At 72.6% G+C, this 21,381-nt stretch carries 19 protein-coding genes and 3 pseudogenes; 10 read left to right on the top strand and 12 right to left on the bottom strand.

Annotated elements, in window-relative coordinates:
• Positions 1–17 precede the first annotated feature (17 nt).
• Positions 18–797: a glycoside hydrolase family 16 protein gene (locus QUE38_RS10455; protein WP_286308042.1), complete on the bottom strand. Its 780-nt coding sequence runs from the start codon at positions 795–797 to the stop codon at positions 18–20.
• Entirely contained in the window at positions 797–1,333 is a 537-nt protein-coding gene (locus tag QUE38_RS10450; protein ID WP_286308040.1) for a PadR family transcriptional regulator, read from the bottom strand. Before QUE38_RS10450 ends, QUE38_RS10455 begins: the two co-directional genes overlap by 1 nt.
• 69 nt (positions 1,334–1,402) lie before the next feature.
• Between QUE38_RS10450 and QUE38_RS10445 the strand changes: the two genes are divergently transcribed.
• The 5 genes from QUE38_RS10445 to QUE38_RS10425 all read left to right on the top strand — a co-directional run bounded on the left by QUE38_RS10445 (position 1,403) and on the right by QUE38_RS10425 (position 6,150).
• A complete protein-coding gene (locus tag QUE38_RS10445; RefSeq protein WP_286308038.1) occupies positions 1,403–2,506 on the top strand; it encodes a serine hydrolase domain-containing protein in 1,104 nt (367 codons plus the stop codon).
• A 136-nt stretch (positions 2,507–2,642) separates the two neighbouring features.
• Positions 2,643–4,076 (top strand): NAD(P)/FAD-dependent oxidoreductase, encoded by a 1,434-nt coding sequence (locus tag QUE38_RS10440; protein ID WP_286308036.1) that lies wholly within the window; start codon positions 2,643–2,645, stop codon positions 4,074–4,076.
• The gene (locus QUE38_RS10435; protein WP_286308034.1) at positions 4,073–4,438 is read left to right on the top strand and encodes a cupin domain-containing protein; all 366 of its coding nucleotides are present in this window, start codon (positions 4,073–4,075) and stop codon (positions 4,436–4,438) included. Before QUE38_RS10440 ends, QUE38_RS10435 begins: the two co-directional genes overlap by 4 nt.
• A 4-nt stretch (positions 4,439–4,442) precedes the next feature.
• On the top strand, positions 4,443–5,588 hold the full coding sequence (locus tag QUE38_RS10430; protein ID WP_433996896.1) for a DmpA family aminopeptidase: 1,146 nt from the start codon (positions 4,443–4,445) through the stop codon (positions 5,586–5,588).
• Between the two features lie 4 nt (positions 5,589–5,592).
• The gene (locus tag QUE38_RS10425) at positions 5,593–6,150 is read left to right on the top strand and encodes an MOSC domain-containing protein (RefSeq protein ID WP_286308030.1); all 558 of its coding nucleotides are present in this window, start codon (positions 5,593–5,595) and stop codon (positions 6,148–6,150) included.
• Here the strand turns inward: QUE38_RS10425 and QUE38_RS10420 are convergent.
• The 3 genes from QUE38_RS10420 to QUE38_RS10410 form a co-directional block, all read right to left on the bottom strand.
• Complete coding sequence (locus QUE38_RS10420) at positions 6,147–6,851, bottom strand: winged helix-turn-helix transcriptional regulator (RefSeq protein ID WP_286308029.1); 705 nt, start codon at positions 6,849–6,851, stop codon at positions 6,147–6,149. The genes QUE38_RS10425 and QUE38_RS10420 overlap by 4 nt on opposite strands.
• A gap of 16 nt (positions 6,852–6,867) precedes the next feature.
• Positions 6,868–7,314, bottom strand: a complete 447-nt coding sequence (locus QUE38_RS10415) for a VOC family protein (protein ID WP_286308027.1) — start codon at positions 7,312–7,314, stop codon at positions 6,868–6,870.
• A gap of 112 nt (positions 7,315–7,426) precedes the next feature.
• Complete coding sequence (locus tag QUE38_RS10410) at positions 7,427–9,022, bottom strand: PucR family transcriptional regulator (protein ID WP_350227465.1); 1,596 nt, start codon at positions 9,020–9,022, stop codon at positions 7,427–7,429.
• Positions 9,023–9,193: 171 nt separating this feature from the next.
• Between QUE38_RS10410 and QUE38_RS10405 the strand changes: the two are divergent.
• The 3 genes and pseudogenes from QUE38_RS10405 to QUE38_RS10395 all read left to right on the top strand — a co-directional run bounded on the left by QUE38_RS10405 (position 9,194) and on the right by QUE38_RS10395 (position 12,706).
• Positions 9,194–10,676: pseudogene (locus QUE38_RS10405) on the top strand (CoA-acylating methylmalonate-semialdehyde dehydrogenase).
• A gap of 32 nt (positions 10,677–10,708) precedes the next feature.
• Positions 10,709–12,144: pseudogene (locus QUE38_RS10400) on the top strand (aminotransferase class III-fold pyridoxal phosphate-dependent enzyme).
• Between the two features lie 235 nt (positions 12,145–12,379).
• Positions 12,380–12,706 (top strand): hypothetical protein, encoded by a 327-nt coding sequence (locus QUE38_RS10395; RefSeq protein WP_286308022.1) that lies wholly within the window; start codon positions 12,380–12,382, stop codon positions 12,704–12,706.
• Positions 12,707–12,774: 68 nt separating this feature from the next.
• On the opposite strand, the gene QUE38_RS10390 is transcribed toward QUE38_RS10395, so the two are convergent.
• From QUE38_RS10390 to QUE38_RS10380, 3 genes are all read right to left on the bottom strand, one after another.
• Complete coding sequence (locus QUE38_RS10390) at positions 12,775–13,608, bottom strand: hypothetical protein (protein ID WP_286308021.1); 834 nt, start codon at positions 13,606–13,608, stop codon at positions 12,775–12,777.
• A 180-nt stretch (positions 13,609–13,788) separates the two neighbouring features.
• Positions 13,789–14,997: an acyl-CoA dehydrogenase family protein gene (locus tag QUE38_RS10385; RefSeq protein WP_286308019.1), complete on the bottom strand. Its 1,209-nt coding sequence runs from the start codon at positions 14,995–14,997 to the stop codon at positions 13,789–13,791.
• Positions 14,994–16,175, bottom strand: a complete 1,182-nt coding sequence (locus QUE38_RS10380; RefSeq protein ID WP_286308017.1) for a CaiB/BaiF CoA transferase family protein — start codon at positions 16,173–16,175, stop codon at positions 14,994–14,996. The genes QUE38_RS10385 and QUE38_RS10380 overlap by 4 nt, the downstream gene beginning before the upstream one ends.
• 98 nt (positions 16,176–16,273) lie before the next feature.
• On the opposite strand from QUE38_RS10380, the pseudogene QUE38_RS10375 reads away from it, so the two are divergent.
• Positions 16,274–17,473, top strand: a pseudogene (locus QUE38_RS10375) (NAD-dependent succinate-semialdehyde dehydrogenase); the annotation flags it as partial.
• A gap of 87 nt (positions 17,474–17,560) precedes the next feature.
• Positions 17,561–18,925 carry an NAD-dependent succinate-semialdehyde dehydrogenase gene (locus QUE38_RS10370; protein ID WP_286308016.1) on the top strand — a complete coding sequence of 455 codons (1,365 nt, stop codon included), beginning with the start codon at positions 17,561–17,563 and terminating at the stop codon, positions 18,923–18,925.
• A gap of 48 nt (positions 18,926–18,973) precedes the next feature.
• On the opposite strand, the gene QUE38_RS10365 is transcribed toward QUE38_RS10370, so the two are convergent.
• The 4 genes from QUE38_RS10365 to rplA all read right to left on the bottom strand — a co-directional run bounded on the left by QUE38_RS10365 (position 18,974) and on the right by rplA (position 21,380).
• A complete protein-coding gene (locus tag QUE38_RS10365; RefSeq protein WP_286308014.1) occupies positions 18,974–19,828 on the bottom strand; it encodes an FHA domain-containing protein in 855 nt (284 codons plus the stop codon).
• Positions 19,829–19,873: 45 nt separating this feature from the next.
• Entirely contained in the window at positions 19,874–20,221 is a 348-nt protein-coding gene (locus tag QUE38_RS10360) for an iron chaperone (protein WP_286308013.1), read from the bottom strand.
• Positions 20,222–20,258: 37 nt separating this feature from the next.
• Positions 20,259–20,588, bottom strand: a complete 330-nt coding sequence (locus QUE38_RS10355; RefSeq protein WP_286308012.1) for a hypothetical protein — start codon at positions 20,586–20,588, stop codon at positions 20,259–20,261.
• 102 nt (positions 20,589–20,690) lie between these two features.
• Positions 20,691–21,380, bottom strand: coding sequence for a 50S ribosomal protein L1 (gene rplA, locus QUE38_RS10350; protein WP_281882790.1), 690 nt, complete (start codon positions 21,378–21,380; stop codon positions 20,691–20,693).
• Between the last annotated feature and the right edge of the window lies 1 nt (position 21,381).

Genomic DNA, 21,381 nt, shown 5'->3' with positions numbered 1-21,381 from the left:
CGCTCGGGCGCCCGAAGTCAGGCGCCGAGCCACCGCCACCCGCGCACGTGGTCGACGACCAGTTCGGGCGCGACCTCCGGGGCATCCGCCCCGAACCGGTAGACGTTGAGCATGAGTTGCATCGGGTAGTCGGGCGACTGCGCCACGCGTTTCACGACCCGGCCGTCGAACGCGAAGACGACGCCGTCGGGCGTCCACTCGACCGCGTAGTCGTGCGGTTCGCGCACGTCGGCGTCGAACGGCACCTGCGTGAAGTCGTCGGTGATCGTCGGGTCGGCGAACGGATGCACCCCGCAGCCGACGACCGCCGAGCCGTCGTCCGCGACATCCGACCCGAAGATCTCGAAGACGCAGAGCTCAGCCGACTGCTCGGGCCGTTCCTCGGTGCCGATCAGCCAGAGTGCGGCGAGCGCGCCCGGCCCCACGCGGGAGGCGGCCCGGATCTCGATGCGACCGTACCGCGGCGCGTACGTGAACTCGGCCGGCTGCGCCTCGCGCACCACGAGCCCGGCGCGGAACGGATGCTGCCCCGACGAGCTCCCGACCGACCCCGAGCGCACCCCGGTCTGCAGGTTGGACACCCGCACCTCGCCGTCGAACTCAGGCGACCACGCCGGCTGGTCGGCGTCGACGCGCAGGTGGAGCCGCCCGTCGCGCAGCTCGTAGCGCGCGGCCGTGCGCGCACGACTCGACCACTGCGGCAGGTAGAACGGCAGCCACTGCGACCGGTCGAGCTCCGCTCCGTCGAAGCGCGCGTCGAACTCGAGCGCGAAGCGTCCGTCGGGCGTCACTTCCATCAGGCCTCCCCCGTCTCCTCGGCGAGCGCCCGGAACCAGCTCTCCGCCGCATCCGTCGACATCAGCCCGTACTCGAGCGCCTTGCGCTGGTAGTGGAACACGCGTCGATACTGCTCCGGCACGTCCATCTCGTCCAAGGCGGCATCCAACGAGGAGAGCTGCGCCCGGTCGCGCTCGATCGCGGCGATGACGTCGTCGAGCACGGCACGTCGCTCCCCCGGTTCGTCGACCAGGCCGAGGAAGTACAGCTTCGACAGCGCGGCGACCTCGATGTCGCTGCCCTCGACGGGCGCGCGCATCCATTCGTGGAAGGCCGCGGCACCGGCATCCGTGATCGAGTACACCTTCTTGTTGCGCCCGCCCTCGACGGTCTCGGCGTAGGTCACGTACTCCTTCGCCGCGAGCGTGCGCAGCGCCGACTGCAGGCTGCCGTAGCTCGCCCGGTAGAAGAGCGAGATGCCGTGCCGGAACTGCTGGTTCAGCGAGTACAGCGTCTGCGGCGCGAGCAGCAGCAGCCCGAGGATCACGTTGCCCATTGACGTCCACCCTGCATGGGCCTACTCTACGGGATATACCTACTAGTGATATACCGAGAGGTGAGACGGATGCCCCTGCAGACGACCACGAACACGGACTTCACCGAGCGACTGAGCGCCGCCGTCGCCAAGTACGCCCGCGACGACTCCGGCCCTGGCGTGCCCCAGGTCGCCGTGCGCGCCGAGCGTCTCGGCATCGACGCGCGCGTCGGCGACCCCGCCGGCCGCTTCCACGTCGCGAGCGTCGGCAAGCTCTTCACCGCGACCGTCGCGATGCAGCTCGCCGAGCGCGGCGACCTCGATCTCGACGCACCGCTCACGACCCTGCTCCCGGCCGACGAGCTCGCCGGACTCTTCACCAGCGACGGCACAGACCACGCCGCCGAGGCCGCGCCCCGACAGCTGCTCGCCCACACCTCGGGCGTCGCCGACTACTTCGAGGACCGCGTCGCCGACGGCCCGCGCCTGAACCGCCTGCTGGTGGACGAGCCCGACCGCTCCTGGGCCCCGGCCGACCTGCTCGCCGTCACGCGCGAGCGCCAGCACCCCGTCGCGCGCCCTGGCGCGACGTTCCACTACTCCGACACCGGGTACGTGCTGCTCGGCCGCATCCTCGAGGAGCGCACCGGCACCGCCTTCCACGACCTGCTGCACGAGCGCGTCTTCACCCCGCTCGGCATGGACGACACGTTCCTGCCCTACCGCTCGCGCGCCGCGAACGACGGGCCGGGGCCGGTCGACGTCGACCCCGGCATCCTGCCCGTGCGGCTCGGCCGCACCGACATCGCCGGCTTCCGCAGCCTGACCATCGACTGGGCCGGCGGTGGGGTCGCGAGCACCCCCGACGACCTGGTCGCATTCAGCGAAGCGCTGCACGGCGGGCGCCTCGTCACCCCGGCGACGCTCGCGACGATGACCACCATGCAGCACCGCTTCCGCCCGGGCATCCACTACGGCACCGGCATGATGCAGCTGCGCTTCGGCGAGTTCTCCCCGTTCCTGCGCCGGTACCCGCGACCCGTCGGCCACACCGGCATCCTCGCCACGCACGTCTTCCACGACCCCGTGCAGGACGCCCACCTCGTGGTGAACTTCGGCGCCACCACCGCGATGCGGCGGAGCGTCCTCGCGGTCATCGCGATCGAGCGGATGCTGCGCGCTGCGGGACGCTGAGCCCGAGGTCGCGTGCACCGTCCAGCCGGACGGTTCGTGCGACCCTCCGCGCAGGTCGCGACACTCGCGACGCGCGCGATCCGCGCGCGTCGGGGGAGGATGGAGTCACCCCGAGACATCCGCTGGAGGCGAACCCGTGGGAACGACCGTATTCGAACGCCGACCGGCCGAGGCATCCGTCGTGGCGCACAGCCTGGAGCAGTCGGAGCAGCGCGTGTTCTGGCTCGACGACGTCGAGCGGCCGACGCACCCGCAACTCGTCGGCACCATCGAGGCCGACCTCGCCGTCGTCGGCGGCGGCTACACCGGGCTGTGGACCGCGGTCGAGGCGAAGCGCCGCGACCCCGACCGGAAGGTCGTGCTCGTCGAGGCCAAGCGCATCGGCTGGGCCGCGTCGGGCCGCAACGGCGGCTTCTGCGAGGCGAGCCTCACGCACGGCCGCGAGAACGGCCTGTCGCGCTGGCCCGACGAGCTCGCCGAGCTCGACCGGCTGGGCCTGGCGAACCTCGACGCCATCGAGGCATCCGTCGCAGAGCTCGGCATGGACTTCGACTTCGAGCGCAACGGCTCGCTCGACGTGGCGGTCGAGCCGCACCAGGTCGAGTGGCTGCACGAGTCGATGGCGGATGCCGCCGAGCACGGCATCGACGACCTCAGCTACCTCGACGGCGACGCCATCCGCGCCGCGGTCGACTCCCCCACCTACCTCGCGGGCGTCTGGCACCGCCGCACGTCGGCGATCCTGCACCCCGCGAAGCTCGCCCTCGAGCTCGCACGCGTCGCCCGCGACCTGGGCGTCGAGGTGTTCGAGGAGTCGCCGGTGCAGAAGCTCGATTCCGACGCGGCATCCGTCACCCTCACCACCGAGCGCGGACGGGTGCGCGCCGGGCAGGTCGCGCTCGCGACCAACGTCTTCCCGAGCCTGCTGAAGCGCAATCGGCTCATGACCGTGCCCGTGTACGACTACGCGCTCATGACCGAGCCGCTGACCGACGAGCAGCTCGCGTCGATCGGGTGGGGCGACCGGCAGGGCATCGGCGACATGGCCAACCAGTTCCACTACTACCGGCTGAGCCGCGACAACCGCATCCTGTTCGGCGGGTACGACGCGATCTACCACTACGGCCGCCGCGTGCGGTCGAGCTACGAGCGCCGGCCCGAGACGTTCGAGCGGCTCGCGAGCCACTTCTTCACGACGTTCCCGCAGCTCGAGGGGCTGCGCTTCTCCCACCGCTGGGCCGGCGCGATCGACACGTCGACCCAGTTCTGCGCGTTCTACGGCACCGCCCGCGAGGGGCGCGTCGCCTACGCGGCGGGCTTCACCGGCCTCGGCGTCGCGTCGACCCGGTTCGGCGCCGAGGTCATGCTCGACCGGCTCGCCGGCGTGCAGACCGAGCGCACCGAACTGCAGATGGTGCGCGAGCGGCCGCTGCCGTTCCCGCCCGAGCCCGCCGCCGCCATCGGCATCAACGCCACGCGCTGGTCGCTCGACCGCGCCGACCACAACGACGGGAAGCGCAACGTGCTGCTGAAGACCCTCGACGCCCTCGGACTGGGGTTCGACTCGTGACCGCGCGCCTGGACCCGGGACTGGTCGTCTTCGCCGCATCCGTCGCCCTCGAGCACGAGCCGGTGCCGGCCGAGCAGGTCGTGGCGGGCGAGCCGACCACCGGGCACCTCGTGCTCGACGAGGGCGGACCGGTCACGATCGGCGTCTGGGAGATGTCGGTCGGCGCCATGAGCGACGTCGAGGCAGACGAGGTGTTCGTCGTGCTCGCGGGCGACGCGACCGTCGAGTTCACGGGCGGGCCCGGGCACGACACGGGACTCGACTCGATCGAGCTGCAGGCCGGCTCGATCGTGCGCCTCGTCGACGGCATGGAGACGGTGTGGACCGTGCGCGAACCGCTGCGCAAGGTGTACCTGGCGTGAGCAGATGCCCGGCGTGAGCGCGTCGCCGCGCGCCCGCGACCTCGGCGTGCCGTTCGACGGCACCCCGGGCGAGTGGAACGCCATCACCGACGTGCCGGGCGTCCTGGTGGGCTACGAGACGCTGATCACGGGCGAGCCGCACGAGGCATCCGTCGCCCGCACCGGGGTGACCGCGATCCTGCCGCGCGGGCGCGACGACGCAGGGGTGCCCTGCGCCGCGGGCGTGTACTCGATGAACGGCAACGGCGAGCTCACCGGCCGGAGCTGGATCGAGGAGTCGGGCACGCTCGCGCTGCCGATTGCGCTGACCAACAGCCACGCGGTCGGCGCGGCGCACACCGGGGTCGACACGTGGGTGCACCGCGCGCACCCCGAGCTCAGCGCCGAGTGGATGCTGCCCGTCGTCGGCGAGACCTGGGACGGCTACCTGAATCAGATCAACGCCGGGCACGTGCGGCCCGAGCACGCCGTCGCCGCGATCGAGGCGGCCGTGTCGGGCCCGATCGCCGAGGGCAACGTCGGCGGGGGCACTGGCATGAACTGCTACGGCTTCAAGGGCGGCTCGGGCACGGCGTCGCGCGTGATCGACCACGGCGGCGACCGGTACACGGTCGGCGTGTTCCTGCAGGCGAACTTCGGCACGCGCCAGGAGCTGCGGCTCGTCGGCCGGCCGCTCGGGCGCGAGTCGGCGGCGCCGAATCCGTACGAGGACGTGGAGTGGTTCGTGCGCGACGGCGAGCGCGCCCGGGCGCGCGCCGGGGCGGGCAGCGTGATCGGGGTGGTGGTGACGGATGCCCCGCTGCTGCCCGGTCAGTGCACGGCGCTCGCGCGCCGGGTGCCGCTGGGCCTCGCCCGCACCGGCACGAGCGGCAGCCACTTCTCGGGCGACATCTTCCTCGCCTGCTCGACCGCCAACGCGGGCGCGTTCACCTCGTCGATGCCGACCGCCGACCCCGGACCCGACGACTACGAGTCCGCGCGCTTCGTGCCCTTGGGGCACATCGACCCGCTCTACGAGGCCGTCGTGCAGGCGACCGAGGAGGCCGTCGCGAACGTGCTCGTCGCCGCGCGCGACCTGGTCGGCCGCGACGGGCACGTCAGCCCGGCGCTGCCGCACGACGAGGTGCGCCGGGCGTTTCGGGCAGACTGACGTCATGAGCGCAGCCGCACCGACCGCAACCGTCGTCGCCGTCGCCCGTGACTCCGGGCACCACTTCTCCAAGCCCCTGCGCGACGAGATCACCCTCGTCGAGAACCACGGCGTCGAGGGCGACGCGCACGCGGGCGCGACCGTGCGGCACCTGCACGACGTGCGCAAGGACGCGACCCGGCCGAACCTCCGCCAGGTGCATCTCATGCACGCCGAGCTGTTCGACGAGGTCGCGGCCGACGGGTTCGCGGTCGACCCGGGCACGCTCGGCGAGAACGTGACCACGCGCGGCGTCGACCTGCTCGGGCTGCCCGAGGGCACCCGCATCCGCCTCGGCTCCGACGCCGTGGTCGAGCTGACCGGCCTGCGCACCCCGTGCAACCAGATCAACGGCGTGCAGCAGGGCCTCATGAAGCGTCTCGTCGAGGTCGACGACGACGGCACCGTGCGCCGGCTCTCGGGCGTGATGGGCGTCGTCGCCGCGGGCGGCGTGGTGCGCGCGGGCGACGCCATCGAGATCGAGCTGCCGGATGCCCCGCATCGGGCGCTCGGGCCGGTCTAGCGGGACACGCGCTCCGGCGACGTCGCCGGCGGCATGCGGAAGCGGTCGACGAACGCCGCCAGCGCGCCGTGGTCACCCGAGCGGACACGGATGCCCGGGGCATCCGCCTCGCCCGCGAGCAGTGCGCGCAGACCTGACGGGTCGAGGTCGAGCTCCAGCGTGGTCTCGATCTCCGGCGCGTCCGGTCGCAGGGGCTGCGGCAGCGCGTCGTCGCCGATCGGCACGACGTCGAGGTCGTCGCCCGAGGTGGTGACGGCCACCTCGACCTCGCCGACGCGGAGCACGGTGCGGACGGGCGTCGGCTCCGAGGCATCCGCCCGGAATGCCGCCCGCAGGGCCGACGCCAGGCCGTCGCGCGTCACCGCCTCGTCATCGCCCGCGTCGCCGAGCTGCGACCAGCCCCAGCGCTCGAGCGCGGCGACGACCGGGGCGAGGTCGCGGCCGGCATCGGTCAGCTCGTAGACGAGCCCGCACCGCGCGATCGGCACGCGGCGCACGACGCCGGCCTCCTGCAGCTCCTTCAGCCGGTCGCTCAGGATGTTCGTCGGGATGCGCGGCAGCCCGGCCTTCAGGTCGGTGTACCGGCGCGGCCCGGCGAGCAGGTCGCGCACGACGAGCAGCGCCCAGCGCTCGCCGACGCGCTCGAGCGCGCGGGCCGCCCCGCCGTACTGCCCGAACCCGCGGGCCTGCCGCACCGCCATCGGCGACCCCCGCCCGTCAGGCCGGCGCCTCGACGCCGTGCTCGGCCGCCCACGCGAGCGGCCCGACCTCGACGGCCTCGGGGATCATGTAGAGGAACTCGAGGATGTTGCCGTCGCGGTCCTCGAGGTCGCGCGAGTACATGAAGCCGAGGTCGACCGCGGGGCGCGGCTCGGTGCCGCCCGCGGCGAGCCCGCGCTCGACGATCGCGTCGACCTCCTCGCGCGACTCGCGGCTGAGCGCCGTGAGCACCTGCGCGTGCGTCTTCGGCTCGGTGAGGTGCTTGTCGGTGAAGCCCTGGAAGAACTCCCGCGTCAGCACCATGAAGTAGACGTTCTCGTCGACGACCACGCACGCGGCGTTCTCGTCGGTGAAGAGCGGGTTCAGCTCGAAGCCGAGTGCGGTGTAGAAGTCCTTCGCGCCGTCGAGGTCGGCGGTCGCGAGGTTCACGAAGATGTGCGTCATGGTTCCCCCTGTGTTCGCACCTGTGGTGGTGTCGCCGGCGATCGCCGACACCCACAGCTTGCTCTTCGCAACTGAACTTGTCAATAGCAAGTAAATCGATCGGCTCGTCGACTCATCGCCCCGTGCCCGCCTGCCGCGCGAGCAGCGCGAGGTGCAGCGCCGTGAGCGTCTCGCCGTCGTCGAGGTCGGCGCCGAGCAGGTCGGAGATGAGCGCGATGCGCTGGTAGAACACCGACCGCGAGAGGTGCGAGGCGGATGCCGCTGCCGTGCGATTGCCCGGATGCGCCAGCGCCGCCCCGAGCACCTGCAGCAGGTCGCCGCCGCGGGCGAGGTCGTACTCGATGAGCGGGGCGAGCATGCGCTCGGAGTGCTCCTGCAGGCGGTGGTCGTCGCGCAGCGCCGTGACGAGGCGTGCGAGCGGTCGGTCGTCGACGCGCTTCACGAGCGGGCCCCGCTGGCGGCTCGGACGCGACCTCGACAGCTCGATCGCCTCCTGCACGGCCGTCAGCAGGCTCGGCAGGTCGTGCGCCGGCCCGCCCACGTGCACGACCACCCGCTCGGGCTCGGCGCCCGAGAGCCGGGCGAGGTCGTGCGCGAACCGGGTCGCCACCTGGTCGTCGAAGCGAGTCGCTCCCGGGAGCGAGAGCATCGCGACGGTGGTGTCGCCTCGGGCCGCGGCGAGCGCCGCGGCGCCCTGCTCGCGCGCGGCGGCGACCACGGCGGGGCCCGCCGCGCCGGCACCGGTCACGGCGAGCCCGACCAGGGTGCGACCGTCGACCGGGAGCCCGGCCGCGTCGACCCGCGCCGCCGCGGCCCCGCGCGCCCCGAAGCGCCCCTCGAGCAGTTCGTCGACCAGCCGCTGCTGCCCGAGCCTGGTCCACTCATCGGTGTCGCGCGCCGCGTCGCCGAGGCGACCGAACGCGAGCGCGATCGCCCCCTGCTCGAGCACGTTCGCCCGGCCGGCCGGGTGCGGTGGGCCGGGCAGCGCGACGAGCGACCCCCAGCGGATGCCCCGCGCCTCGACCGGCACGATCAGCCAGTCCTCCGGCGAGCGCGCCGCCTGCCCGAGGGCCGATCGCTGCTCGGTCGCCCGGTGCGCGAGTCGCGAGCGCGGCTCCCACCGGGTCAGCACGTCCTCCTCGCTCTCGCCGCCGAGCTCGAGCGCGACCACCTCGTGCGCGAGGTTCTCGAGCACGACCGTCGAGCGCAGCGCGTGCCCGAGCTGGCGCACGATGTAGTCGGCGGGCGAGCCGCGGAGGCTCAGCGACGTGAACAGCGCGTGCAGTTCGTCGAGCGCCCGCAGCGCGCTCGTCTGCTCCGAGATGATGCGGCTGTGCACCGCCTGGGTGACCGTGACGAACTTCACCTCGCGGTGCAGCGCGACGAGCGCCAGTCCGTGCGTGGCGGCCGCCTGCACGACGACCGCGGGCGCGTAGTGGTAGTGCGCGCCGAGCTCGAGCACGAGGCCCGACAGCCCCGCATCGACGAGCCCGGCGATGAACGCCGACAGCTCGACCGGCTCCTCGGGCCAGCCCGACCCGGTCGACAGCAGCAGTTCGCCGCCCTCGAGCAGTCGCGCGACCCCCGCCGAGTCGGAGACGTGCACCCAGCGCACGGGCGCTTCGAGCGCCTGCTCGCCCACCAGCACCTCGGGCATGCCCTCCACGAGCGCGGGCAGCGCGAGCAGCTCGCCGACGGTCGGCAGCACCCCGTGGCCGACCGGCGCGAGCCCCGGACGTTCTGTGCGGGAGTTCGGATCTTCCCGACGGTCTGGCATCGTGAACCACGCTCCGGCGATGTAAGTATTGGTGCACCAGCATAGACGGCGCCCGGGCAGAATGTCCGGGCGCGCGTCGTGAGACCCCGCACAGGAGCATCCGTGAGCCTCATCCGACACCACATCGACGGCGCCGAGACCGGGGCGGCCGAGCGCCGATCCCCCGTCTACAACCCCGCCACCGGCGCGGTGCAGCACGAGGTCGCGCTGGCGAGCGAGGCCGAGGTCGCGCAGGCGATCGCCGCCGCCCGGGCCGCACTGCCGGCCTGGCGCGCGACGAGCCTCATCAAGCGCGCCGACGTGTTCTTCCGCCTCCGCCAGCTGCTCAAGGAGCGCACGCCCGAGATCGCCGCGGTCGTCACGAGCGAGCACGGCAAGGTGCTGTCGGATGCCGCGGGCGAGATCAGCCGCGGCATCGAGAACGTGGAGTTCGCGGCCGGCCTCGTGCACCTGCTGAAGGGCGAGCGCAGCGAGCAGGTCGCGGGCGGCGTCGACGTGCACTCGGTGAAGCAGCCCGTGGGCGTGGTCGGTGCGATCACCCCGTTCAACTTCCCCGTCATGGTGCCGCTCTGGATGGTGGCATCCGCCATCGCCTGCGGCAACACCGTCGTGCTGAAGCCCAGCGAGAAGGACCCGAGCGCGTCGGTGCTCCTCGCGAAGCTGTTCGAGGAGGCGGGCCTGCCCGCGGGCGTGCTGAACGTCGTGCACGGCGACAAGGTCGCGGTCGACGCGATCCTCGACTCCCCCGACGTCGACGCCGTCAGCTTCGTCGGCTCGACGCCGATCGCGAAGACGATCTACCAGCGGGCATCCGCCAACGGCAAGCGCGTGCAGGCCCTCGGCGGCGCGAAGAACCACATGGTCGTCATGCCCGACGCCGACATCGACGCGGCGGCCGACGCGGCCGTCTCGGCGGCGTACGGCTCGGCCGGCGAGCGCTGCATGGCCGTCTCGGTGCTGGTCGCGGTCGGCGACGTCGCCGACGACCTGGTCGCGGGCATCGCGCGACGCATCGACGACCTCACGATCGGCGACGGCACGGATGCCGCGAGCGAGATGGGCCCCCTCATCACGCGCGAGCACCGCGACCGGGTCGCCTCCTACGTCACCGGCGCAACCGCCGAGGGCGCGACCGTCGTCGTCGACGGCACCACGAAGGCCTTCGACGGCGACGGGTTCTTCATCGGGGTGAGCCTGCTCGACCACGTGCAGCCCGGCATGCAGGCGTACGACGACGAGATCTTCGGCCCGGTGCTCTCGGTCGTGCGCGTCGACACCTACGACGAGGCCGTCGCGCTCGTGAACGCCAACCGCTACGGCAACGGCGTCGCGATCTTCACGCGCGACGGCGGCACCTCGCGCCAGTTCGAGTTCGACATCGAGGTCGGCATGGTCGGCGTGAACGTGCCGATCCCGGTGCCGATCGGCGCCTACTCGTTCGGCGGCTGGAAGGACTCGCTGTTCGGCGACGCGCACATCTACGGCCCCGAGTCGGTGCGCTTCTACACGCGCTCCAAGGTCGTCACCACGCGCTGGCCCGACCACACCCTCCCAGGTCGACCTGGGCTTCCCCAGCAACCACTGAGTTCCCCCGACCGAGCGAACGAGAGCCCTGAGATGACCGACACGATGACGGCGACGGATGCACCTGAGGCGACGGATGTCACTAGCGCGACGTACACCCGGCGCGACGGCACGGTGCATCCGCTGCCCGATCGCGAGGCCGACGCGCGCGTGCGCGCCGACGATCGCGGGCACGTGTTCCACTCGTGGAGCGCGCAGGCGCTGATCGACCCGCTGCCGATCGCGTCTGGCGAGGGAGCGACGTTCCGCGACTACGCGGGCAACGCCTACCTCGACTTCTCGAGCCAGCTCGTGAACCTGAACCTGGGCCACCAGCACCCCGACCTGGTCGCGGCGATCCAGCAGCAGGCGGGGCGGCTCGCGACGATCCAGCCGTCGATGGCGAACGACGTGCGCGGCGAGCTCGCCCGGCGCATCGCCGAGGTCGCGCCGAGCGACCTCGACAAGGTGTTCTTCACCAACGGCGGCGCCGACGCGAACGAGTACGCCGTGCGCATGGCCCGCCAGGTCACCGGGCGTCGCAAGGTGCTGTCGATGTACCGCAGCTACCACGGCGGCACCTCGACCGCGATCTCGCTCACGGGCGACCCGCGCCGTTGGCCGAACGAGCCGAGCGACGGCTCGGTCGCGCACTTCATGGGCCCGTACCCGTACCGCTCGTCGTTCCACGCCGAGACGCCGGAGCAGGAGACCGAGCGCGCGCTCGCGCACCTCGAGCAGGTGATCACGCTCGAGGGCCCGCAGACGATCGCCGCGATCATCCTCGAGACGATCGTCGGCACCAACGGCGTGCTCGTCCCCCGCCCGGCTACCTGCAGGGCGTGCGCGCCCTCGCCGACCGGTACGGCATCGTCTACATCGCCGACGAGGTCATGGTCGGCTTCGGCCGCGTCGGCGAGTGGTTCGCGGTGAACCACTTCGGCGTGACCCCCGACCTCATCACCTTCGCGAAGGGCGTGAACTCGGGCTACGCACCGCTCGGCGGCGTCGTGATCTCGCAGCGCATCGCGTCGCACTTCGACACGGTGCCGTTCCCGGGCGGGCTCACCTACTCGGGGCATCCGCTCGCCTGCGCCCCCGGGGTCGCGACGTTCGAGGTGTTCGAGCGCGACGGAATCCTCGAGCGCGTGCGCGACCTCGGCGAGCGCGTCGTCGGCCCGCGCCTGGCGGAGATCGCCGAGCGCCACCCGTCGGTCGGCGAGGTGCGCGGGCTCGGCCTGTTCTGGGCGATCGAGCTCGTGCGCGATCCGGCGACCCGCGAGCCCCTCGTGCCGTTCAATGCGAGCGGGGCGGATGCCGCGCCGATGGCGAAGGTCGTCGCCGCGTGCAAGGAGGGCGGCGTCTGGCCGTTCGTGCACTTCAACCGCCTGCACGTGGCCCCGCCGCTCGTGATCACCGAGGACGAGCTGCGTCGCGGCCTCGACGTGATCGACTCGGCGCTCGATCGCGCCGACGCACTGGTGGCCTGAGCTCGGGCCCCTGGAACGGGCACCGAGCGCGCTCCTCTCGCGAAATAGCGGATTCCGGGCCGGCCGCACAAGCCCCCGGCCCGGAATCGACGCGCGCCCGCGGCGCCCCTACGCTGACTGGCGGCCCGTTCGCGGGCTGGGCTCGTCGACGGGCCCGCATCCGGAGCACCCCCGGCCGGATGCCTCACGGGCCCAGGCCGCCATCCCGGCCTACCCCTGACCGGAAGGAACCACCGTGATCACCCTGTCCTGGCTCCTGCTCATCGCACTCGTCGGCGGCGTGCTCGCCCTCATCGACGGCATCTGGCGCGTCCGCGCCCGCGGCTCCGCCGTGGTCGGCATCATCGAGATCGTCGTCGCGGCGCTGTTCCTGCTGTCGCTGTTCGTCACGGGCATCCCGTTCGGCTCGCTCGTGCTCGGCATCGCGCTGCTCGTCATGCTCGTCGTCGCCCTCGTCACCCGGGGCCGCCTCGGCATGACGCTCACCATCATCGCGCTCGTGCTCATCGCCGCCTGGCTCGTGCTCGAGCAGGGCTGGATCGTGATCCCCGGGCTGAACTAGGCCCGAGCCACCAACGACGAAGCGCCGGGCGGCCGCCCGGCGCTTCGGCCGTGAAGGGAACCCTCGGGTCAGCTGTCGGCCGTGCCGTCGCAGGGCACGAACTTCGGCGTGCCGGAGCTGGCCTCGTGCCGCGGGCGCGGCTGCGACGACGGGGCGCTGCGCAGGGCCGTGCCCTGGAGCGTCTCCTCCACCGGGCAGTTCTCGAAGCTGAGGTCGCCGAGCCCGATGTGCTGGTTGCCCGAGTTGCCGGTGATGCCCGCCCGGTAGCGGATGACGACCTGCGAGATCGGGCCCGAGAGCGGGTAGGTGACGGTCACGTCACCGAGGCCGCTCGAGATCGGGTTGTCGCCCTCGTTGATCGGCCGGAACGGGTCGCCACTGGTGCCCGCGCCCTGGACGTTGGCGCCGGGCGTCGACGTGTACCCCGCCGGCGTGACGATGACCGTGTCGTACCAGGCGCCGTCGACCCAGTCGATGTCGTGGAGCGTGAACGACAGTCCGACGACGGGCTGGCTCAACGTGATCGTCAGCTCCACCCAGTCGCCGACGTTCAGCTGCGAGACCATCTCCAGCTCGAGGAAGTTCCACGGCGTCGGAGCACCCGAGGCCGTGAGGACCTGGCCCGTTCCGCCGGGGGTGTTGTCGCCGCCCTGCCCGTCGGACGTGTACGACAGCGACGCCATGACGGTCGACGGGAAGAAGGAGATGCTGCTCGGCGAGGTGCCGGGCTCGAGGCCGTCGAGGAAGGTCGTCGGCACGCAGGGGTCGTCGGGCGTCGACGCGGCGAACGCCGGCACCGACGCGGCGACGGCGACGGCCGGCACCGACCACGCGGCGGCCTTGACGACGCTCCGGCGATCCATTCCGCGCCGATCGGGGGAAGTGGGGTCCGCTGTGGACACGAGATGCTCCTCGCTCGTGGTGATGGTGGTGGTGTGCAGAGCGCCGTCGAACCGCGGATCCGGGCGCACGCCGAGACCCGTCGCAGGCGTAAGAGGTTACTTAGGCAAACCTATATACGGATGCCGCAGTCCGAGTACCCCCATTTGGGGGACGCCCGTGTCCGCTTCGGGCGAGCGAGCTCAGAACGCCGCGAGCCCCGTCAGCGCACGCCCCAGCACGAGCTGGTGGATCTCGTCGGTGCCCTCGTAGGTGCGCACCGACTCGAGGTTGGCGAGGTGGCGCATGACCGGGAACTCGTCGGTCACGCCGTCGCCGCCGAGGATCGTCCGCGCCTGCGACGCGATGCCGATCGCCTCGCGCACCGCGTTCAGCTTGCCGACCGAGACCTGCTCGGGCGTCAGCGCACCGCGCTCCTTCGCCCGGCCGAGGTGCAGGGCGAGCAGCATCCCCTTCTCGTACTCGACGAGCATGTCGGCGAGCTTCGCCTGGGTGAGCTGCATCGCCCCGATCGGCCGGCCGAACACCTCGCGCGAGCGCGACCGGGCGACCGCCGCGTCGAGGCACGCGCGCGCCGCGCCCATCGCTCCCCACGTGATGCCGTAGCGCGCCTCGCCGAGGCACGTGAACGGCGCCGAGAGCCCGCGCGCGCTCGGCAGCACGGCGTCGGCCGACAGCCGCACGCCGTCGAGGGTCACGTCGCACTGGATGCTCGTGCGCATCGACCGCTTGCCCGCGATCGGCGTCGCGGTGAACCCCGCGGTGTCGGTGGGCACGACGAATCCGCGCACGCGCCCGTCGCCGGAGGCATCCGGCGCCTCCCCCAGCGCCTCCTCGCCGGCGGCGTCGGTGCGCGCCCACACCACGGCGACGGATGCCTCGCTGGCCAGCCCGATCCAGCGCTTCGCCCCGTCGAGCACCCACTCGCCGCCGTCGAACCGCGCCCGCGTCGTCATCGCCGCCGGGTCGCTGCCGCCCGCGGGCTCGGTGAGTGCGAAGCATCCGATCGCCTCGCCCGTCGCCATGCGCGGCAGCCAGGCCTCGCGCTGCGCATCGCTGCCGAACTTCGCGATCGCGGTCATCGCGAGCGAGCCCTGCACCGACACGAGCGTGCGCCAGCCCGAGTCGACGTACTCGAGCTCGTGGCAGGCGAGGCCGTACGAGACGGGCCCCGCGCCCGCGCAGCCGTACCCGGTGAGGTGCATGCCGAGCAGGCCGGCCGCCCCCAGCTCGGGCACGAGCTCGGCACGGAAGAACCCGGCATCGAAGTCCGCTTCGACGACCGGGGCGAGCCGCGCAAGCGCGAACTCGCGGGCACGGTCGCGCCAGCCGCGCTCCTCGTCGGTGAGCAGCGCGTCGAGGTCGAAGACGGCGTCGACGGGATCGGTCATGGGGTGCGTCCTTCCGGATCGGGGCGGGGGTCGAGCCAGGCGGCATCCGCGTGCTCGCCGAGCCGGGGCGGCGGGGTGCGGTAGGCGGCGCCCCCGCGGTCGAGGCGGATCGGGTTCGCGACCGAGCGACTCGGCGCCTGCCCGTCCTCACCGGCCAGCTCCACGACCGACGGCAGTCCGAGCCGCTCGGCCAGCGCGAAGGCCTCGGCGATGTCGTGCACCGGCCCGGCGGGCACGCCCGCGTCGGCGAGCACGTCGGTCCAGTGCGCGGCGGATGCCCGGACCAGCCGCTCCTCGAGCACGGCCGTCAGCGCGTCGCGATGCGCGACCCGGTCGGGGTTCGCAGCGAAGCGCGGGTCGTCGGCGAGCTCGGGTGCACCGAGCAGCCGCACGAGCGTGCGGAACTGGCGGTCGGTGCCGACCGCGAGCACGATCGGACGGTCGGCGGTGCGGAACAGTGCGTAGGGCGCGATGCTCGGGTGGGCGTTGCCGGTGCGCGCGGGAGGCGTGCCGGTCGCGAGCGTGCCCGCGGCCTGGTTGGTGAGCGCCGAGAGCAGCCCGGTCAGCAGGTCCACCTCGACGTGCCGGCCGAGCCCGTCGCCGTCGGGGTCGTCGCGGGCGCGCAGCGCGAGCAGGATGCCCGTGACCGCGTTCATGCCGGCCAGCACGTCGACCAGGGCGACGCCCGCCTTCGCCGGCTCCCCGTCGGCCGGCCCCGTGATGCTCATGAGCCCGCCCAGCGCCTGCGCGAGCAGGTCGTACCCGGGCAGCGCGGCGCCGGCGCCGCTGCCGAATCCAGTGATCGCGCAGGTGACGAGCCGCGGGTTCGCCGACCGCAGCGCGTCGGCGCCGAGCCCGAACGAGGCCATCGCGCCCGGCCGCAGGTTCTCGACCACGACGTCGGCGGTCGTCGCGAGCTCCCACGCCCGCGCCCGGCCCTCCGGCGTGGCGAGGTCGCACACGACCGACCGCTTGTTGCGGTTCACGGCCGCGAAGTAGGTGGCGTCGCCGCGCGCGTCCACGGGCGGCGACCACTGCCTGGTGCCGTCGCCCTCGGGCGACTCGATCTTCACCACGTCGGCGCCGAAGTCGGCGAGCAGCATGGTCGCGTACGGCCCCGCGAGCACGCGCGAGAAGTCGGCGACGCGGATGCCTCGCAGCGGCGCGCGGTCGGTCATGCACCGCAGACTATCCGGCGTCCCCGCGCCGCCCGCCTGTACACGTTGTACGGTCCACCTCCGAAAATCGCCGCTGCGTCTTCCACCGCCCCGCCCATCGCATGGCCGAACTGCACGCCGAACGTCGCGAGGAGCTCGCCGCGATCGTCGTGCGCGAGATGGGAAAGCCCATCGCGCAAGCCCGTGGCGAGGTGGGGCTCGCCATCGAGATCTACGGCTACTACGCCGACCACGCCGAGGAGTTCACGACGGACGAACCGATCGAGCTCCTCTCGGGCGAGGGCACAGCCGTGGTGCGCCGGAGCCCCCTCGGCGTGCTGCTCGGCATCATGCCGTGGAACTTCCCGTACTACCAGGTGGCCCGGTTCGCCGGTCCGAACCTGGGGAGGGGCAACACGATCCTCCTGAAGCACGCCCCGCAGTGCCCCGAGTCGGCCGCCGCGATCGAGCAGATCACGCGCGATGCGGGACTGCCCGACGGCGCCTACGTCAACATCTACGCGACGAATGCGCAGATCGAGACGGTCATCGCCGACCCGCGGGTGCAGGGCGTGTCGCTCACCGGCTCGGAGCGCGCGGGCGCCGCGGTCGCCGAGATCGCCGGCCGCAACCTCAAGAAGGTCGTGCTCGAGCTCGGCGGTTCCGATCCGTTCATCCTGCTCTCGACCGACGACCTCGATGCGACCGTGCAGGCCGCGGTCGACGCACGCCTCGGCAACACCGGTCAGGCGTGCACCGCCGCCAAGCGCTTCATCGTGCTCGACGAGCACTACGAGGCGTTCGTCGAGCTGTTCACCGCCAGGGCGACCTCGGTCGAGGCCTCGGACCCGAACACCGACGACGCCGTGATCGGTCCGTTGTCCTCGTCGACCGCGGCCGACCGGCTGCAAGAGCAGCTCGATCGCGCCGTCGCCCAGGGCGCGACCCTCACCGGCGGAGCACGCTCGGGCGCGTTCGTACAGCCGGGCGTGCTCACCGACGTGCCGGCCGGCGCCGACGCCCGCCACGAGGAGTTCTTCGGGCCGATCGCCCAGGTCTACCGCGCCGCCGACGAGGCAGACGCCCTGGCCATTGCGAACGACACCCCGTTCGGGCTCGGCTCCTACATCTACTCGACCGACCCGGAACAGGCCATGCGCGTCGCCGACGGCATCGAAGCGGGCATGGTGTTCGTCAACGGCGCGCACGGCGGGGTGGAGCTTCCGTTCGGCGGCATCAAACGCTCCGCCTCGGGCCGCGAGCTCGGTCGGTTCGCCGTCGATGAGTTCGTGAACAAGAAACTCATCCGCGTCGGCTGACCTTCGCTGTACACGTTGTACGGTCGCGCGCGCATTTCCGCCAACACGTCGGGCACCCGCATCCGCCCGCAGACCTAGGCTGTTCGCATGAGCGATTACGCAGTGGTCAACCCCGCGACCGGCGAGACCCTCGCCACCTACCCGACCATCACCGACGACGAGCTGTCCGGCGCGATCGACCGGGCGCACGGCGCGTTCACGGGCTGGTCGCGCGAGACGCCGCTCGCCGACCGCGCCGCGCTGGTGCGCCGCGTCGCCGAGCTGCACACCGAGCGCCGCGAGGAGCTCGCCGCGATCATCGTGCGCGAGATGGGCAAGCCCCTCGAGCACGCGCTCGGCGAGGTCGACTTCGCGGCCGACATCTACACGTACTACGCCGACCACGCCGAGGAGTTCACGGCCGACGAGCCGATCGACCTGCTCGCGGGCGAGGGCACCGCGGTCGTGCGCCGCAGCCCGCTCGGCGTGCTGCTCGGCATCATGCCGTGGAACTTCCCGTACTACCAGGTGGCCCGCTTCGCCGGCCCGAACCTGGTGGTCGGCAACACCATCATCCTGAAGCACGCCCCGCAGTGCCCCGAGTCGGCCGCCGCGATCGAGCAGATCATGCGCGACGCCGGCTTCCCCGACGGCGCCTACGTGAACGTCTACGCGACGAACGCGCAGATCGAGACGGTCATCGCCGACCCGCGCGTGCAGGGCGTGTCGCTCACCGGTTCCGAGCGCGCCGGTGCCGCGGTCGCCGAGATCGCCGGCCGCAACCTCAAGAAGGTCGTGCTCGAGCTCGGCGGGTCCGACCCGTTCATCCTGCTCTCGACCGACGACCTCGACGCGACCGTGCAGGCCGCCGCCGACGCTCGCCTCGACAACTCGGGCCAGTCGTGCAACGCCGCCAAGCGGTTCATCGTGCTCGACGAGCACTACGACGCGTTCGTCGAGAAGTTCACCGCGGCCATCACCGCCGTCGAGGCGGTCGACCCGAACTCGCCCGACGCGGCCGTCGGCCCGCTCTCGTCGCAGACCGCGGCCGAGCGCCTGCAGGAGCAGCTCGACCGCGCCGTCGCGCAGGGCGCGACGCTCACGGGCGGCGCACGCTCGGGCGCGTTCGTGCAGCCGGGCGTGCTCACCGACGTGCCGGCCGGCGCCGACGCCCGCCACGAGGAGTTCTTCGGGCCGATCGCCCAGGTCTACCGCGCCGCCGACGAGGCGGAGGCCGTGGCGATCGCGAACGACACCCCGTACGGGCTCGGCTCGTACGTCTACTCGACCGATCCCGAGCAGGCCGCCCGCGTGGCCGACCGCATCGAGGCCGGCATGGTCTTCGTGAACCTCGTGCTCGCCGACGGCGCGGAGCTGCCGTTCGGCGGCATCAAGCGCTCCGGCTCGGGCCGCGAGCTCGGCCGGTTCGCGACCGACGAGTTCGTGAACAAGAAGCTCATCCGCGTCGGCTGAGCGCCCCATCAGGCGCGGGCGGGCGGATGCCCCGGAGCATCCGCTCGCTCAGACCACCCCGGTCGCCTGCACGACGAGTGCGACGAGGGCAACCACAAGGCCGCCGGCGAGTCCCACGACCGCGACGGAGACGACCGCCGCGACCGCGGCCGTGACCGCACCGCTCGCCGGGGTGTCCGCGTCGATGCGCGGCGCCTCGGTGGTCGTCGAGTCCATGCCCCTCGCCCGCGGGCGCGTGGTCGGCTCGGTCGGCGGCGCCGGCACGGCGGGGCCGCCGGGCGTCGCGACGGTGCGCGGGCCCGCGGACGCGTCCGGTCGGCCGGTGGGCGGCTCCCCGCCGGGCTGAGCCGCGGGCACCGCGTGCCGCTCGGCGGCGCGGCCGGCGCGCTCCTGGCGCACGATCGACACCGCCGCGGCCGCGAGTCCCAGCACCGGCGCGAGCACGAGCAGCACGCTGCCGAGCACGCCGCCGGTCGCCACGATGCCCACCACGATCGCGACGACGACCGCCGCCTCGACGAGGCCGCCGACCACCAGCACGCGCACGAGCCGCACCCGCCGGCGTCCGGAGGCCGGCGTGCGCGGGGCCGCGCGCCCGCTCGTGTCGCCCGGGCCCGTCGCGGGATGCCTGGCACCCTCGAACGCCAACTCGACCGAACCGATGCCGACGCGATCGCCGTCGACCAGGGGCTGCGCGCTCGTCACCGGGCGATCGTTCACGGTCGTGCCGTTCGTCGACCCGAGGTCGGTGAGCCGTACCGCGTCGCCGGTGCGCTCGACGCGCGCGTGCACGCGGCTCACCCCGGCGTCGTCGAGCACCAGCTCGAGGTCGCCCTTGCGACCGATCGTGCTGCGGCCGGGAGGCACCTCGAGCCGGTCCCCCGCGCGACTGCCGTCGACCACGACGAACCCCGGTGCACGAAACTCCGATGCCGCCACGCGTTCCTCTCAGCCGCCGTCGATCTGCTCACGCCGGGTGAGGATCAGCCTATCGAGCACGTCGTCGGGCACGGGGCGATCGGCCGAGAAGCGGATCGTGCCCTTCGAGAGCGAGAACCCGGCGAGATCGGATGCCACCGCCGCGACCGCCTCCGGGCTGAACGGGTACAGGCCGAGGTGTCCCTTCGCCGCCTGCACGGCGATGAGCGCCTTGCCCCGGTAGCGAAGCGCCGCCATGCCGTACCCGACGCCCTCCTCCGCCTCGGGCACGAGCGCCCGCGCGCGGTCGTAGACGTGCTGCACGGCCTCGCGGTCCTGCCCGTCGAGCGAGGCGATGTAGTCGGTGACTTCCCCCATGACGGCATCCTCCCACCGCCCCGCCGCGGTGCGCACGTCACACGGGCAGGGCGTCGTGCGCGGACGCGCGACGCACGCGCCGAGCACGTGCCCGGATGCGGTCCGAACGATGGGCCCCGGTGCCGAGGTAGAGCGCGAGCATCGTGGCCGCCACGGCGACGTAGAAGCTGTGCAGGATCCAGATCGGGCCGACCGGGAGGGTGAAGACGTACAACGAGTAGATCAGGTTCGCGAGGTTCAGCAGCACGAGGTTGCCGAGGCTGTAGGAGTGCAGGTCTCGGGTGACGATCGCCTTCCGCAGCATCGGGAAGTGGCTGATCGCGAACATCGCCGTGGCGACGACTCCGGCAAGGACTGCGACGTCCATGCTCCGGAACCTACTCCCCGAGCTTCCGGGAGGGATCCGGGGAAGCCCCCAGATACGACAAGGGCCCGCCGAAGCGGGCCCTTGCGCGAGTCGACGGATCGACTAGATGCTGTTGACGTCCAGCGGGATGCCGGGGCCGAAGGTGGTCGAGACCGAGCCCTTCTGGATGTAGCGGCCCTTGGCGCTCGACGGCTTGAGGCGCACGACCTCCTCGAGGGCGGTCGCGATGTTCTCGTTGAGCTGCTCGGCGGTGAAGCCGGCCTTGCCGACGACGAAGTGCACGTTGGCGTGCTTGTCGACGCGGAACTCGATCTTGCCGCCCTTGATGTCGGACACGGCCTTGGCCGGGTTCGGGGTCACGGTGCCGGTCTTCGGGTTCGGCATGAGGCCGCGCGGGCCGAGCACCTTGCCGAGACGGCCGACCTGGCCCATCAGCTCGGGGGTTGCGACCGCGGCGTCGAAGGCGGTGTAGCCGTCGGCGACCTTGGCGATCAGGTCGGCGCCGCCGACCTCGTCCGCACCAGCGGCGATGGCGGCCTCGGCCGCGTCACCGGTCGCGAACACGATCACGCGGGCGGTCTTGCCCGTGCCGTGCGGGAGGATGACGGTGCCGCGCACCATCTGGTCCGCCTTGCGGGGGTCGACGTTGAGCTTCAGCGCGACCTCGACGGTCGAGTCGAACTTCGCCGAGCCGGTCTCCTTCGCGAGGGCGACCGCCTCGGTCGGGGTGTAGTACTTGCCGGCCTCGATCTTCTCGGCCGCGGCCCGGTAGGCCTTGGACTTCTGTGCCATG

This window comes from Agromyces mangrovi (assembly GCF_030296695.1).
Taxonomy (GTDB): Bacteria; Actinomycetota; Actinomycetes; order Actinomycetales; family Microbacteriaceae; genus Agromyces; species Agromyces mangrovi.
This window is presented reverse-complemented; position numbering and strand designations above follow the sequence as displayed.